This is a genomic window from Dyadobacter sp. CY343 (assembly GCF_021390335.1).
Lineage (GTDB): Bacteria > Bacteroidota > Bacteroidia > Cytophagales > Spirosomataceae > Dyadobacter.
The window spans coordinates 21,305-35,572 of the sequence record NZ_JAJUXK010000003.1 but is presented as its reverse complement, the minus strand read 5'-3'; the positions used below and the strand labels follow the sequence as shown (position 1 = coordinate 35,572).

General features: G+C 46.8%; 12 protein-coding genes. 5 read left to right on the top strand and 7 right to left on the bottom strand.

The genetic code is table 11. The features are described from left to right. Nucleotides 1-66: 66 nt before the first annotated feature. On the bottom strand, nt 67-804 hold the full coding sequence (locus LZG94_RS08480) for a peptidase (RefSeq protein ID WP_215233001.1): 738 nt from the start codon (nt 802-804) through the stop codon (nt 67-69). Nucleotides 805-993: 189 nt separating this feature from the next. Between LZG94_RS08480 and LZG94_RS08475 the strand changes: the two genes are divergently transcribed. Together LZG94_RS08475 and LZG94_RS08470 are read left to right on the top strand one after the other, a co-directional pair. After that, a complete protein-coding gene (locus LZG94_RS08475; protein WP_233791493.1) occupies nt 994-1,824 on the top strand; it encodes a maleylpyruvate isomerase N-terminal domain-containing protein in 831 nt (276 codons plus the stop codon). Nucleotides 1,825-1,911: 87 nt separating this feature from the next. Further along, nucleotides 1,912-2,601 carry an SGNH/GDSL hydrolase family protein gene (locus LZG94_RS08470; RefSeq protein WP_233791492.1) on the top strand — a complete coding sequence of 230 codons (690 nt, stop codon included), beginning with the start codon at nt 1,912-1,914 and terminating at the stop codon, nt 2,599-2,601. Nucleotides 2,602-2,609: 8 nt separating this feature from the next. On the opposite strand, the gene LZG94_RS08465 is transcribed toward LZG94_RS08470, so the two are convergent. Further along, complete coding sequence (locus LZG94_RS08465) at nt 2,610-3,512, bottom strand: diacylglycerol kinase family protein (protein ID WP_233791491.1); 903 nt, start codon at nt 3,510-3,512, stop codon at nt 2,610-2,612. Between the two features lie 83 nt (nt 3,513-3,595). Between LZG94_RS08465 and surE the strand changes: the two genes are divergently transcribed. The 3 genes from surE to LZG94_RS08450 all read left to right on the top strand — a co-directional run bounded on the left by surE (nt 3,596) and on the right by LZG94_RS08450 (nt 8,158). Then, nucleotides 3,596-4,330, top strand: coding sequence for a 5'/3'-nucleotidase SurE (gene surE / locus LZG94_RS08460; RefSeq protein ID WP_233791490.1), 735 nt, complete (start codon nt 3,596-3,598; stop codon nt 4,328-4,330). 163 nt (nt 4,331-4,493) lie between these two features. Further along, nucleotides 4,494-5,792, top strand: coding sequence for an MFS transporter (locus LZG94_RS08455; protein WP_233791489.1), 1,299 nt, complete (start codon nt 4,494-4,496; stop codon nt 5,790-5,792). 44 nt (nt 5,793-5,836) lie between these two features. Then, nucleotides 5,837-8,158 carry a c-type cytochrome gene (locus tag LZG94_RS08450; RefSeq protein WP_233791488.1) on the top strand — a complete coding sequence of 774 codons (2,322 nt, stop codon included), beginning with the start codon at nt 5,837-5,839 and terminating at the stop codon, nt 8,156-8,158. A gap of 245 nt (nt 8,159-8,403) precedes the next feature. On the opposite strand, the gene LZG94_RS08445 is transcribed toward LZG94_RS08450, so the two are convergent. The 5 genes from LZG94_RS08445 to LZG94_RS08425 form a co-directional block, all read right to left on the bottom strand. Next, nucleotides 8,404-8,730: a gliding motility-associated C-terminal domain-containing protein gene (locus LZG94_RS08445; RefSeq protein ID WP_233791487.1), complete on the bottom strand. Its 327-nt coding sequence runs from the start codon at nt 8,728-8,730 to the stop codon at nt 8,404-8,406. Nucleotides 8,731-9,196: 466 nt separating this feature from the next. Further along, a complete protein-coding gene (locus tag LZG94_RS08440; protein WP_233791486.1) occupies nt 9,197-9,457 on the bottom strand; it encodes a hypothetical protein in 261 nt (86 codons plus the stop codon). A gap of 454 nt (nt 9,458-9,911) precedes the next feature. Beyond that, nucleotides 9,912-10,520, bottom strand: coding sequence for a hypothetical protein (locus LZG94_RS08435; protein WP_233791485.1), 609 nt, complete (start codon nt 10,518-10,520; stop codon nt 9,912-9,914). Between the two features lie 26 nt (nt 10,521-10,546). Further along, nucleotides 10,547-10,987, bottom strand: a complete 441-nt coding sequence (locus LZG94_RS08430; protein WP_233791484.1) for a hypothetical protein — start codon at nt 10,985-10,987, stop codon at nt 10,547-10,549. Beyond that, a complete protein-coding gene (locus tag LZG94_RS08425; protein WP_233791483.1) occupies nt 10,968-14,144 on the bottom strand; it encodes an RHS repeat domain-containing protein in 3,177 nt (1,058 codons plus the stop codon). The genes LZG94_RS08430 and LZG94_RS08425 overlap by 20 nt, the downstream gene beginning before the upstream one ends. Between the last annotated feature and the right edge of the window lie 124 nt (nt 14,145-14,268).

Genomic DNA, 14,268 nt, shown 5'->3' with positions numbered 1-14,268 from the left:
GCTCAGGATGCATGAAGCATTCTGAGCCGATCATAATATATAGACTAGGCCAAAGCCCCGGAATCGTTAAACGGTTCCGGGGCTTGGAATTTTTTCGAAGCTTTGGTCCATCCATTCCTCCGGAATATCGTCAAGCGCATCTTTCAATTTATCAGCCCACATTTCGGAGATCACCTGCAAATCTTTCTGCTCATAGCGGTGCTCTACAATTGCGAAACTGTCTTTTTTATACAAAACCACATCAATTGGGAAGTCCACATCATTGTTACTGACGCGCGTGGAATCGAAAGAGAGAAACCCGGCTTTCAGCGCCTGTTTCATGGTTGATTCCTGGTTCAATACCCTGTTCAAAATAGCCTTTCCCTGGCCGGAATTTCCTATGATCACGTAAGGCGAGCCCTCGTCGAGCTCCACCCAGTTTCCTTCTGAATACAATAAAAACAACTTGTGCTCCTTATCATCTTTCAGCTGCCCGCCTACGATGGTATTCAGGTTGAATTTGAAGCCAGACTTTTCAAGATTGGCCCTATCTTCTTCGGCAACGCGCTTAATTTGCTCGCCGAATGCATTTACAGCTTTATAAAGCTTATTGTAAACCACGCCCTCATTGATCAGCTCCTCAAAATAATGCACCGCCTTATCCCGCACCGACCGCAGCCCGCTCGTCATGATGAACATCGAATAGTTGTCGTGCTGAGTGACGTACATTTTCTTTTTGACCGTCGTATTCGTGCCTGCGGTAATGCGCGTATCCGCCAGTGCGACAAGTCCTTCCTTTACTTTTATTCCTAAACAATAAGTCATTTCAATTTGCTTAAATGGGCCGGACAATTGGTGTCGGGGTAACTGGTTAATTCGTCCGGCAGAACCTTAAACCGGCGTCAAAAGTACCAAATTGACGGATGAACCAGACAAAAAATACGTTTTTTCGTGACAATTTTTTGAAAATTACATTTAAAAGAACCGCACCTTCTACATCGAAAAAAGCCACTTATGAAAGCGATTATTGAAACCAGACACCTGTTTCCGGCGCTGGATGAAAAATTGATAGAGCTCCTCAGATCATTATCGACAGCGGATTGGCAAAAACCAACCGTGGCCCGGCTCTGGACAGTTAAAGACGTTGCATCCCATTTGCTCGATGGAAACTTACGGATGATCTCACTGCTGCGCGACGGACATTCCGCACCACCAGATCGGGAAATCAATTCGTATGCTGACCTGATCGCCTATCTAAATTTACTCAATGCAGACTGGGTCAAGGCGACCAAAAGGTTGAGCCCGGAAGTAATGATCGACCTGCTTGAAAGTACCGGCCGGCAGTATTCAGCATTAATTGCAGCCGAGGAGTTGCATTCAGATGCTATATTTCCCGTGGCCTGGGCTGGTGAGGCAGTTTCCAAAAACTGGTTTCACATTGCAAGGGAATACACGGAGAAGTGGCACCACCAGCAACAGATCAGGGAAGCGACGGACAGGCAGGGGATCATAACCGACGCGCTGTTTTATCCTTTCATGGCCACATCACTGCGCGGCCTTCCGCACACCTATCGGAATACAGATGCGCCGACTGGGACTGTGATTAGCATTACCATTCGCATCGAAAGAGAATTCAAGTGGTTTTTGACCAAGAATGAGAACAGCTGGGAAATCACAACTTCGCACTCGGGAATACAGGACGCGGGCGTTCTTATCCCTGCGGAAATAGCCTGGAAACTTTTTACAAAAGCAATATCTCCAACAGAGGCGAGGGAGAATATAGATTTGACAGGTGATGAAAAGCTCGCGGAAGTGACATTACAACTTATTGCCGTCATGGCGTGAATGCATTAACTGCACTATCCAGAAAATTTAACACCGTTAAAAATTATCCTTATCGATCCATAATGTACTTTTTGAGGTATATTAGATATGAGATCGATATTCAAAATCATATGCATTGCCTTGATGCTGGCGGCCTGCGGAGACAAAACTCCCGTGGCAGGAAATCCAGGCGGCGATCAAACAGGCAGGCGTTACCTCGCACTTGGCGATTCCTATACGATCGGGGAAAGTGTGGAGGAAAGAGACAGGTGGCCGGTTCTGTTTGCCCAAGCTATGAATAACAGAGGCAGGCCCGTGCAGAATCCCTACATCATCGCCCGCACCGGCTGGACAACGGGCGATCTGCTTCTTGCACTTACCAATTTTAACCCAAAGGAAAACTACGATATTGTTTCACTTCTGATTGGCGTCAATAATCAATATCAGGGACGTAGCCTCGAAGAGTATCGCGTGGAGTTTCGGGAGTTACTGCTCAAAAGTATCGCTTACGCGGGAGGAGAACCTGGTCAGGTTTTCGTGCTTTCAACGCCGGATTGGGGCGTTACTCCGTTTGGGATCGAAAATCGGGAAACCGTCGAAAAGGAAATCGACGAACTGAACGCTGTTGCGAAGGCGGAATGCGACAAAGAAAAAGTGCTGTTCATTGATATTACCCCGATTTCCCGCCGCGCATTAAATGATCCCACGCTCATTGCGAGGGATAACCTTCACTTTTCAGGAAAAATGCATCAGCTCTGGGTAGACGAAGTTTTCAAGAACACCAAATTCAGGTTCTAGCATTCAGGTTACTTCTCGGCAAGTAAGAATTCGAGCATTGACGGCATTACCTGGATATTGATTTTCGCGAGCTTAGCTGCCTTGATCCGCTCATCGTCGACGTGCGCGTCTTTCCAGTCACACGTGATCTGCACCCGCCTGGCACGGATCGTTTTGAATTTAAATTCCTGTCCGGCTTCGTCTATTTCATTTTTTAGGCGCGATTCCAATTTTTTCCGGTCCACATCTTCAACCAGCACGAGTTCCAATATCCCATCGCCTGGGTCCGCGTCGGGCGCGAGGATCAGATTGGGGCCGATGGAGCGGATATTCATTACTTCTATCATGATATAGTGCCCAGAATATTCCTTTTCATCGGCTATAATCTGGCAGTGATGAGCTTCATACGTCTGAATAATTTCAAGCATTGCCCTCTTGGCCGCATCCAGCTTTTCCTCGGCGCTGTCGCCGATTTCAGGTTCCAGCTTACTCATCACTTTCATCAGCTTTGGAAAAATCCCCAGCCCAAAAGCTTCAAGAAAGAATACCTCTTCCCCAAAACCCTCCACTTTGCCGATATCGAACGGTTTCAGGCTCTGGTGATGCCACTGCCGGATAATATCCTTTGCGTCACCTTCAATACCCAGCGCACAGGCCACATTGTTGGCGGTTCCGTGAGGGAGTAGCGCGAGCGGGAATTCCTTTTGAAGTCGCGTTCTGTTCATCAATGCTTTTGCCACGCGCCGCACAGTTCCGTCTCCTCCTGCAATTGCCAGAAAATCCGAATCTTCCTGAAAGTTATCCCAATCATCCTCCTTAACGGAGGCGTAAGCGCACTCAAAACCTTCTTTTTTAATCAACTTGGTCAGTTCTTTCTTGCTGAAATCGTTGTCCCCCGCGGTGGGGTTATGTAAAAGAGTGGTTTTTTTCATAAAATCAATTTAGGACTATACAGAATGTTCAAAAAACATACCAGGCACAATTTTATTAAAACAAACGTAAAAATGATATACGTATGAAAATCCTGGTAACAAACGACGATGGAATTTACAGTCCCGGAATCGCAGCACTAGCGAAAATAGCAGCGAGATTTGGCGAAGTCAAAATAGTAGCCCCCGATGTAGAGCAATCTTCAATGGGTCACGCAATAACTGCATCACGCCCACTATCTTATAAAAAATCGCCGATCGATTTCGGCGGAATCGACGCTTACCGCGTGAATGGTACCCCGGCAGACTGTGTGGCGCTCGGCCAGCATTTGTGGGATAAGCCGGACGTGGTTCTTTCCGGAATCAACCTCGGCCCCAACCTGGGCAACGCCATGTGGCATTCGGGTACACTTGCAGCAGCCAAGCAGGCGGTGCTGTTCGGGATCAAAGGTATTGCACTGAGTACCCCAACTGATATTGAGCCCGATTTCGATGCGCTGGACCCATTCGTGGAAAAGGCACTGGATCTTTTATTTAAAAATCCTCACCTTAATCTGGTTAACGTCAATTTCCCGCACAAACCGCAAGGCGTGCGCTGGACCAGACAATCGGTGCGGCTGTATGATAACAATATCGTCCCCGGCCTGGATCCCATGGGCCGGAAGCATTACTGGTTTACAGTTGTTCCGCTCGAACCCGCCGAAGAAGGCACCGACCGCTGGGCGATTGAAAATCACTTCGTATCTATCACCCCGTTGCGCCTCGATCTTACGAACGAAGCCGAGCTGATCAAAGCGCAACTCGCTTATCCGATTACCTGATCTGCCCTGGAATATGCATTTATACGAATCCTGCCGGTCACCTGGCGGGATTCTTTTTTTGAAGTCTTTGCCGTTCCGGTAAGGGGTAGAATGCTGAAACAACAGTCTTATCCGAGACAATAGTTTTTAAACCATTCCCGAATCCAAGAACAAGTACCTTATTATGGAACAACCCAAAATTGGCAATTACCGCTGGATTATTTGTGCGCTCCTATTTTTTGCAACCACCATTAATTACATCGACAGACAGATTCTTGGGCTGCTAAAACCCACACTGGAAGTCGAGTTCAACTGGACCGAATCGGACTACGCCAATATTGTCATGATCTTTGCGGCCTGCTACGCGCTGGGTTACATTGTTTTCGGGAATATTATTGACAAGATCGGCTCTAAAATGGGCTACGCAGTTTCTATTGTAGTGTGGAGTATTGCTGCGATCCTGCATGCATTTGTGAAAACCACGTTTGGTTTCGGCGCTGTTCGGGCACTTTTGGGGCTTGGCGAATCAGGTAACTTTCCGGCCGCGGTAAAAGCGACTGCGGAATGGTTTCCTAAACGCGAACGTGCATTGGCCACAGGTATATTCAACTCCGGTACCAGCATTGGGGCAGTTGCCGCGCCTATCCTGGTTCCCTGGCTGCTCGGCGCTTACGGCTGGCAGGAAGCGTTTCTGATCACCGGTGCCCTGGGTTTTGTCTGGCTGATTTTCTGGTGGTTATTCTACGAAATCCCGTCCCGCCACAAAAAAGTATCTCCCGAAGAATATGCGTACATTCATATTGATAATGAAGTGGTTGAAGGTGAAGATCAATCCCCTATTCACTGGACAAAATTGCTGAAACTGCGTCAGTCGTGGGTTTTTATTGTAGGTAAATTCCTGACCGACCCCATCTGGTGGTTCTTCCTTTTCTGGCTACCCTCCTACTTTGCGACTACATTCGATCTGGACCTTAAAAAGCCAAGTCTGCATCTCGCGATCGTTTATACAGCTACCACCTTTGGTAGTATCGGCGGGGGTTACCTTTCTTCTTATTTGATTAAAAAAGGCTGGCAGCCGCTGAGAGCGCGGAAAATGGCACTACTGATCGTTGCATTCGCCGTATTGCCTATCATTTTGGCGCAGTTTGCCAGCAATGTGTGGGTTGTGGTTGGGATTATCAGTATTGCAGCGGCAGCGCACCAGGCTTGGAGCGCGAATATTTTTACAGTTGTTTCCGACATGTTCCCCAAACGTGCAGTTAGCTCGGTGGTGGGTATTGGTGGAATGGCGGGCTCACTGGGATCCACTTTCTTCCCGCTGGTGGTGGGTGCATTGCTTGACTATTACAAGGGCGTCGGCAATATCGGCGCGGGTTACAATGTACTGTTCGTGATCTGCGGACTGGCGTACTTTCTCGCCTGGATCATCATACATTTTCTGACCAAGAATATGAAACCCGTCGAAGAAGCGTTAAGAGATTGATTTTTAGATAAAACACCATTGAACCGCAGGAATAACTTCTTGAAATGAAAAAGTACCGATATCCGTTCCTCTTCCTGGCCCTCTCGTTTTCGCTGGTCTACTGCAAAACCAACAAGCAGACCACAACCGGGACTACTGCAAGTAATACCGTTGAAACAGCGAAAGAGGAAGCTCCGGCTAAAAAACCGTCAGGATCTCCATTTATTGCGCCTGAAAAAACTATTGGTCTGATGCAGATTGAGGAGGGTTTTGAAGTGAAGCTGGTTGCAGCTGAGCCGCTGGTAAGTGCGCCGGTCGCCATGCAGTTTGACGATCAGGCGAGAATGTGGGTGGTGGAAATGACCGGTTACATGCCCGATACCATCGGTACCGGTGAGGAAATTCCTAATGGTAATATTGTTATTCTGGAAGACAAAAATAAAGACGGTGTTTACGACGATCGGAAAGTTATAATCGATTCCCTGATCCTGCCAAGAGCGATTTGCCTGATCGAAAACGGTATTCTGGTAGCTGAGCCGACGAATCTTTGGTTTTATGAATTGAAGAATGACAAAGCTGGAAAACGGGTATTGGTTGATCCTAAATACACAGAAGGCGGCAATGTGGAGCACCAGCCAAACGGCCTGCTCCGCGCGATGGACAACTGGATATACAATGCGAAATCAGACAAACGTTATCGCAAACAAGGTAACAAATGGCTGATCGAACGGACGCATTTTCGTGGTCAATGGGGCATTTGTCAGGATAATTATGGCAGACTTTACTACAACAATAACTCTCAAAACCTGATCGGAGACTATTTTCCGGCGGGTGTGGGCGCTTCTAACAAAAACCAGAAGGGTGTGGCTGGCTACAATGAAAAATCGGTAGCCAACAATAAAGTATACCCTCTTCACCCCACTCCGGGCGTGAATCGCGGTTACATGAAAAATATCCTCGATGACAGTTTGCGTCTCAACGATTTTACCGCCGCAGCCGGTCCTGTTGTGTACCGCGGCGATCTTTTTGGTCAGGCTTATGAATTCAATGCATTTGTCCCTGAACCTTCGGCGAATCTGATCAAACGCAATATTCTGGCTCAGAAAGGATATGTAGTCAAAGGCGAGCAGGCGTATAAAGGAAAAGAATTCCTGGCAAGCACCGACGAACGTTTTCGGCCTGTAAGCTTGTATAATGCACCCGACGGCGCGATGTATATTCTCGATATGTACCGCGGTATTATCCAGCACAAAACGTATTTGACTCCTTACCTGAAAGAGCAGATCGGCAAGAGGGAGCTGACGCAGCCACTTTCAAGCGGACGGATTTATAAAGTTGTCCCGAAAAAATCGCCGGCGAAACCGGTCATGATCCCAAGCGAAGCGGGCGAGCTGGTGAAGTTGTTGGGCCACGCAAACGGCTGGGTACGCGACCGGGCGCAGCAAAAACTCGTCGATGGGAAATATAACCAGACGGTTTCGGCATTGCGCGACGCTGTGAAGCAAACTGCGAATCCACTGCTCGCGATTCATGCACTATGGACATTGGAAGGATTAAATTCACTCAAAACCGAAGAGGTACTCGCCTGGCTGAGACGCCCGGACTGGACTTACAGAATGCAGGCTTTGGCAGTAGCCCCGGCAATTATGACGCCAGGTTCTTACCAGCAGCTGACTACGGTATTCGATGATCTGATTACTAACAACGATACGCTTTCCGCGCCTTATGTGGCATTTTTGTGTAAAAACATTTCAAAATTCGATACGGTCATATCGAAAAATTTGCTGACCAAACTGGCTACCAAATACCCGAACAACCGCTTCGTCGCTGACGCGGTGATCAGTAATCTGGAAGGTCAGGAAGAAATTTTCCAAACCGAGTTGACCGCTTCACTGAACGACCAGAATCTGGTTATCAACAAACAGCTTCAAAAAGTCATCACCGGAGTGAGAAGTGCGCAGGGTAACCGCGATCCTGCTATGCTGAAAAGGCAGTTTCCAAAGGGAGAAGCACTGTTTACGTCCATTTGCCAGACCTGCCACGGCGCAGATGGCGGCGGCGTAAAATCACTCGCGCCACCATTGAACCAATCGGAATGGGTAACTGGCAGCAAAGACAAGCTGATCTCCATTATCCTGTTCGGTCTTACCGGCCCGGTGCGTGTAAACGGTCACATTTACCAAACGCCGGAGGTAAGCGGCGATATGCCGGGAATCGGCTACGACAAGGATATGCCCAACGAAGACATCGCGCAACTCCTGAGCTTCATCCGCAAATCGTGGCGCAACAATGCCGACAATGTGACCACGGAAGAAGTTACCCGCGTAAGACAAAAACTTACCGGCCGCGAAAAAGCATTCACGGAAGCGGAGTTGAACGGGATTTGAGACACTTCTTTATACTAGAAGCAATCCTTTTCCGCATTCGCAATTGATCTATCTATCGTACCGTCCTTGCCTGCCTGGATGGGATAGTAGCATCCGGTTTTTGTTTTAAAAACCTCCGATTCACTTCCACAGATGAGAGCACATGCCTGACCTGCCACAATGTGTTTCGTTGCTTCTATGTCATCCACACGCATTTTATATTTAAACAGCCCTTTATACCGCGAACCGTCAGGCCTTAATCCATCTCAACCATACTCAGCAATTGCCATTTTTGAATTGAAATAAGGTTTTTGATAAAGTATTGTATCACCGAGAGCACTGTATATGGTAAAGCCCCACACATCGGTAACAATATCATTCACAAATGGTACGAAATAATCATTCACGCCATCGTTATTAGGTGTAAAAACATTGGGCACATAAATTCGCTTCTTCTGATAAGAAAATTCAACCGGCTGTGTACCGCAACAGGATTCGTATTCCTGGCTGACTGGCTTTGGTTGGTCTTGAGAAGAGCAGGTTTGTGCGGTGCAAATGGATAAGAGGATAAATATGGTTAGTGTGTTTTTCATTTAATTACTGTTTAAATATGCTGATTGTATGAAATAGTGCCAAGACCCGAAGAAGATTGTCAATAGCTAATTTTTCTCGCCTTCCATAATACATAGCCAAAGACTATCAGTAACAGTGACATTCCGCATAAAACGAAGCCACCATTTTTTGAGAAATCTGTTCGCTTGAAGTACAATCTGCCATCTTTTTCTAGATACTGAACATGTCGATTTAATTCTCTGATATAGTATTTTCGTTCTCATAGAAGTAAATTGTTACATTTTCACCTAAGCTAAGTTTGTCTATTTTCGCACCCTGCTTATCAGCATAAGTTACTCATCGTTGTAATAACCTTACCAGTCGTTTGATTTTTAATTTCTGCATTAAAATTACCTGGTGTCACTTCGTGTAAAATACTTTTTCTCCATCTGCTTGCGAAAATGTTTTACCGAATAATATCTCCTGAATAAGTCCTAACTTCTATTATCATCCGGCATAAAATATATCTATCAATTCCTCTAATATTTTACCTTCGTAATTCAATTCGTAGTTGATATCAAATCCGATTTTCTGTAATTGTTCGCCTGCCCAGTCTCTTATTGCATCTGCCGAATCATCATCAACTTCAAAAATGACAGAAGGAATTTCGTCACTAATCTGTATTAGTATATTCTTGAACGATTCTTGTTCTTGATAGAGATTATTAATAAGATAACTTATGTGATTTTTACCTAATTTAACTTTCATTCCTTTAATTTTTTAAGAAGTTGCCGATTTAGATGAAGATGTTGGATTGGTGGATATAATTTTCCCTGTTTGAGGATTGACAACTACCTCGCCAAATTGGCCGATAAAGCGTTGATCTGTCGTCCTAACGGGTCAGTTACAATATTTCCAGTTTTCAAAGGATTTTTTATTGCATCCAAAATAGCATTGGGCTTAACTCCTCTCTATATAGTTCTATTTAGGCCATGTTTAGCGAATCCGGTAATTTCTGTCCCTTCTGCTGTTGTAATGCTCTTTTTTACAGCAGCATTACCCAACCACTGCGCCCTGACCAACCCAACAAGCGGCTTAACCAGCCATTCTAACGGTTTAGCAATAGGAATGATCGTGAAGTCAATCGTATGATCACTTTCAATACCATCTATAACTGGCAGCTGCTGACCCGGCTGCAAGTTGGTCGCCTTTATTCTTGAAGTTACCTATCAAGTTTCTTTTTGCTCCAATACCTAAGTAAATCTAACAGGTATTGGCCTAGTGCTCCATTAGATTTCAATTCCTCTTTAACGTTTGTATCTAACAAGGCATGCTTAGCATAGAGAATCATTTTTTCCACATTGCTAGAATCCCGCATATCTAAATCACAGCACTTAGCCCATTTGTAAAGAATACTATCAGGTTCAAGCTCTGATGCCTTTTCCATCATACTTTGAGCATCTGAAATTTCAATATTGAAATACCATTCAGACATTCTAGCTATATGTGCGATATAGAAAAGATATTTTGGGTCATAAGAAAATTTATCATAAGATTCGATAAAATATTTCTTTAATAATCCAGCATAGTAATCATGATCATTGGAGTCGTATTCTTCTTCGACTAACAAATTCATAAGTAAGTAGTTGAAACTCAAATACGCTTCTATACTGCTACCATTTATATTAATAGTTTCTTGCATTAAAGAAATTGCAGATTTCCCATTATTTGTTTCTTCAAATTTCGACAACTGTTCTTTCCAATTTATTATTTTCTCGATACATTCCATAAACATTACCCTACAAAAGTCCGCTTTTGTTGTTTGCCCCAATATTTATGCCACTTTTATGGTTATACCTACTTATAGCTTTGCTCTAACTCGATTTTTCTTTTGAAATAAAGACGTAGTACCTCCTCATCTCTTTCTATTAATTGGTCATGAAAGTCCTCATTTCTTACCAATTCATCAAATCCAAGCAAACTGTTCACGTTGCTAGTTTCGCTTCCGCTATAAATGTTTATAAACCAATCATTTGGTAATGAATGGTCTAATATTTCAAACAACTGGGACGGAAACCAATATGGTTTTCCATAGGTATCTATTAAATAATATATTGTGTTGGAATCTTTGTAAGATACGACTCCCATTACAAGATATGTATTACCTAATTCCAATCCATAACCTCCGAATGTATAATCCACAATATTTAAGTGAACCATGTCCATATTGTTTTGATCAGATCTCTTCCAGGTCGTTGCTTTACAAGTTATTTTCATGTTATTTGAATTTGAAATCATCAACTGCTTTTAAAACGCCATTAGACCACTGTCCGACGTAGTGTATTTCAACTCCTGCGTTATTCCATGACATCTTCCTCCAACCGTCTGCCTGGGGCCATCTAGTATCCGTCATTCCTTTTTTTAGGTTCACAATATTACCAATTGCGGGGTTTGATATTATTTCCTTCATAGCCAGTTGTTCTGTTAGATTTGCCGCCTCTGCCCTGCCGGTAGAACCTAGCCCCATGGGTTTCAGTAGGCTTGTTCCTTCCTTCGCTCCAACCCTCCCCAACCACTGCGCCCGCACCAACCCAACAAGCGGCTTAACCAGCCATTCTAATGGCTTAGCAATCGGAATGATCGTGAAGTCAATCGTATGATCACTCTCAATCCCATCCACAACCGGCAAACTCTGCCCAGGCTCCCAGCCGGTCGCCTTCATGCGCGCCAACAACCCAAACGGTTTGTCCTTCTCAGCCCGCTTCTTCTCGCGGTCTTCCTGATCCCGCTGCTCCTGCCGGAACATTTCCTCGGCCGCCTTTCCTTCGAAGTGCCAGCTTTGCATGCCGTCCGGGTCGATGAAGATAAGCGGATTATCGTTGCCGTAGGTGTATGGGCTAAAACGTCTTGCTGCCTCGCTCATTGGGTCGGTTGTGCCCCACCGGCCGACTTCCGGCATGTACATCCGCGCGCCATAGTCCAGGTAGCCTGTGCCAACTTGCCGCTCTTTGCCGTTGTACAGATAGCGGCTCGCCCAATCCTGCACCTTTGGTGCCGCCCCGTCGCGGTTGATGCTCAGCCCGAAAGGATAGTAATCCGTCCGTTGCAAGGTGCTGCCTTTTTCATTGAAAACCAGCCTGGTGCTGCCCAGATGGTCTTTTAATGCATAATGAAAAACAGGTTTGCCGGCCACTATGGCTGCTTGTCCAGCCGCGAGCTGCACCCGGTACAAGCTACTGACATTGCCTGCTTTTCGGTACTCGAAGATCCCTGCGTATTGCAGCGTGATCGTGTCGGCGACATATTGCAGCTTCCTTCCTGTCGCATCGTAGTCGTAGGTAAATGTCTTTGCCCCGATCTTGACTGTTTTGGCAAGGTCCAACTGGTTGTAGTTGATGGTCGCATTGCGCCCGCCGTCGGTGGTCATATTGCCGCTTGCGTCGTAGGCGTAGCTACTTAGCCCCGCTTTTAGCCCGGTATTGCTGGCTGAATTGTCGGTGACTGAGGTGAGCCTGTTGCCTGAGTAGGCGTAAGCCAGCTGGTCCTGGGCTGAGCCGGCGCGGGTGAGGGTTTTCAGGTTGCCGTTTGCATCGTAACTAATCGATTGCTCGGTGTCGGTATAGCCGTTGATCCCGGTCGAGGCGGTCAGCCGGTTTGCGCCGTCATAGGTGAAACTCAGCCCTTTTGCAGGCAGGGTTTTGTCCTGCCAGTCCATTTGACTGATGTTTCCGTTTGTATAGCTGTTCCCTTTCAGGTAAGCCAGTCCGTAGCCGAAGATGGGAAGCTCTGGGCCATCGTTTTGCTTTTTGTAGACAGTTTTGGCCGAGGTCTGCCAGCTGCGGATGTTGTGGGTATAAGCGGTTTTTCTCAGAAAGTAGCTCCCATCTTTGGAATGCAACCACTGCGTGTAAAGCTGGCCAAGCTGGTTGTACCGCCTGGCGACCGTGTTGGCTTCGTGCGAACCAGTGGGCGCGCTCACCTTTTCATGCGTGCTTAAAAGACGGTCTGCATGGTCGTAGGTGTAGGTGGCAACGTGCGTGTTGGTATTGTTGCCACCTAGAATCTGCTCGGTTTTCTGCTCGGCTACTACCGGCGCCAGATCGTACAGGTATTGGGTGGATATTCTTTCAATTGCGCCGACACCCAGTCCGTATAGCTCGCGACTTGTTTGCAGGGGCCGGTACTCGGCATCGTAGTAGTTGACCGTAGTCAGCCAACCGCCGGTGCCACCTGCTCCGGGAAGTACCCTGGCGCGGCTGCCTGTCGAGTAGCCTTTTACATTGGCATTGTTTGCGGGATAGTATACTGGACTATAATCCAGATTGGCTCCTTTGGAAAAAGCGTAATCATCGTAAAAGGTAAGGGTGAGCAGACTGGCTTCTGTCGCATTTTTCGGCGCTGTTTTGTCCAGGGTATAGCCCGCTGTTTGTGCGTTATTGCGCTCTTCGTGGTGAAGTATTCCGACATCCACTGCTGCTGCCCAGTCTGCGCGGTTTAATGCAGAGGCGATCTCGCCAGTGGCAATTGGCCGGTTTCTTCCATCGTATTTGGTAAAACCCCAAACCCCATGCGCGGCCTGGCCTGCATTCCGCGAAAGTGCTGGCCTGTTAAAGCGGTCATAAACCAGCTCGGTTGTGCCAGCGCCGGGGATGGTTTTGGTGATATTCCTGCCGCGCTCGTCGTAGTTGTAAGTGAAAGCCTGCTCGGAAAGTGAGGGGTTATCCTGATAGCCCGGCTGTAAAACCGCCCGCAATAGCCCCAGATCATCGTGAACATAGTAGGTCGAAAGAGTCTGCTGGGCGGAGGCGACTATCTGTTTGCAAACCATTTGGCCGAGCTTATCAGTAAAGGTATTGGTCACATTCCCCGCCTCGTCGGTCTCATTGAGCCAGTACAGGCTTCCTGCCGCGTAGTGGCCAGCCTGCGATAAAGTATTGTTACTTAGGTCGAAATCGTAGCGTTTGACCTGATTGGCTGCATTGACCTTGTGTTTGATAACCGAAGCTGCGCTCTTACTGCCCGCAGCCTGCTGGCCGGTAACCCTGCCCAGGGGCGACTTTTCATAGAAAGTTTGCTGGTAAGGTTTGCCCACATCCGAAGCATCCAACCCAGCCGGTGCCGATTGATAAAAGCTTGCAGAAGCCGCGGCTGCATTTGCCTGAAAAGCGCCGCTGCCCGCTGCCGGGTAAGGCAAATGCTTTTGAGATAGCCTTCCCAAAACGTAGCTGGAAGCGCCTATCAAATCGGAACCCGACGGACTTTGGCACACCTCGACATTTTGAACCAGTCTTCCCAGCCCGTCAAAGTACTGGACCTGGGTCGATACTTTGCCCACATCGCCCGCCGCCGCGCCGGTTTGTTTGTAGGTGCGCGTCAGGATGTAGTTTTGCGTGCTGGTAGGCTGGGCGGCAAGCTGATTTACCCAAATGGTAAAAAGCAGTAATAGTTTCTTCATCAGAAGTCTGGCTAAACAAGTTGAATTCTTGTTTAGACGTCAGTCTTATGATTCGGTCACATTAATTTTTACATAACAAAATAATATGTCCCACATTTGAGACATATTACTTACATTTGCAAAA

What these genes read in the sequence shown, in the direction of transcription:
- LZG94_RS08480 (WP_215233001.1), bottom strand. Translation starts at nt 804, where the DNA reads ATGACTTATTGTTTAGGAATAAAAGTAAAGGAAGGACTTGTCGCACTG.
- LZG94_RS08475 (WP_233791493.1), top strand. Translation starts at nt 994, where the DNA reads ATGAAAGCGATTATTGAAACCAGACACCTGTTTCCGGCGCTGGATGAA.
- LZG94_RS08470 (WP_233791492.1), top strand. Translation starts at nt 1,912, where the DNA reads ATGAGATCGATATTCAAAATCATATGCATTGCCTTGATGCTGGCGGCC.
- LZG94_RS08465 (WP_233791491.1), bottom strand. Translation starts at nt 3,512, where the DNA reads ATGAAAAAAACCACTCTTTTACATAACCCCACCGCGGGGGACAACGAT.
- surE (WP_233791490.1), top strand. Translation starts at nt 3,596, where the DNA reads ATGAAAATCCTGGTAACAAACGACGATGGAATTTACAGTCCCGGAATC.
- LZG94_RS08455 (WP_233791489.1), top strand. Translation starts at nt 4,494, where the DNA reads ATGGAACAACCCAAAATTGGCAATTACCGCTGGATTATTTGTGCGCTC.
- LZG94_RS08450 (WP_233791488.1), top strand. Translation starts at nt 5,837, where the DNA reads ATGAAAAAGTACCGATATCCGTTCCTCTTCCTGGCCCTCTCGTTTTCG.
- LZG94_RS08445 (WP_233791487.1), bottom strand. Translation starts at nt 8,730, where the DNA reads ATGAAAAACACACTAACCATATTTATCCTCTTATCCATTTGCACCGCA.
- LZG94_RS08440 (WP_233791486.1), bottom strand. Translation starts at nt 9,457, where the DNA reads ATGAAAGTTAAATTAGGTAAAAATCACATAAGTTATCTTATTAATAAT.
- LZG94_RS08430 (WP_233791484.1), bottom strand. Translation starts at nt 10,987, where the DNA reads ATGATTTCAAATTCAAATAACATGAAAATAACTTGTAAAGCAACGACC.
- LZG94_RS08425 (WP_233791483.1), bottom strand. Translation starts at nt 14,144, where the DNA reads ATGAAGAAACTATTACTGCTTTTTACCATTTGGGTAAATCAGCTTGCC.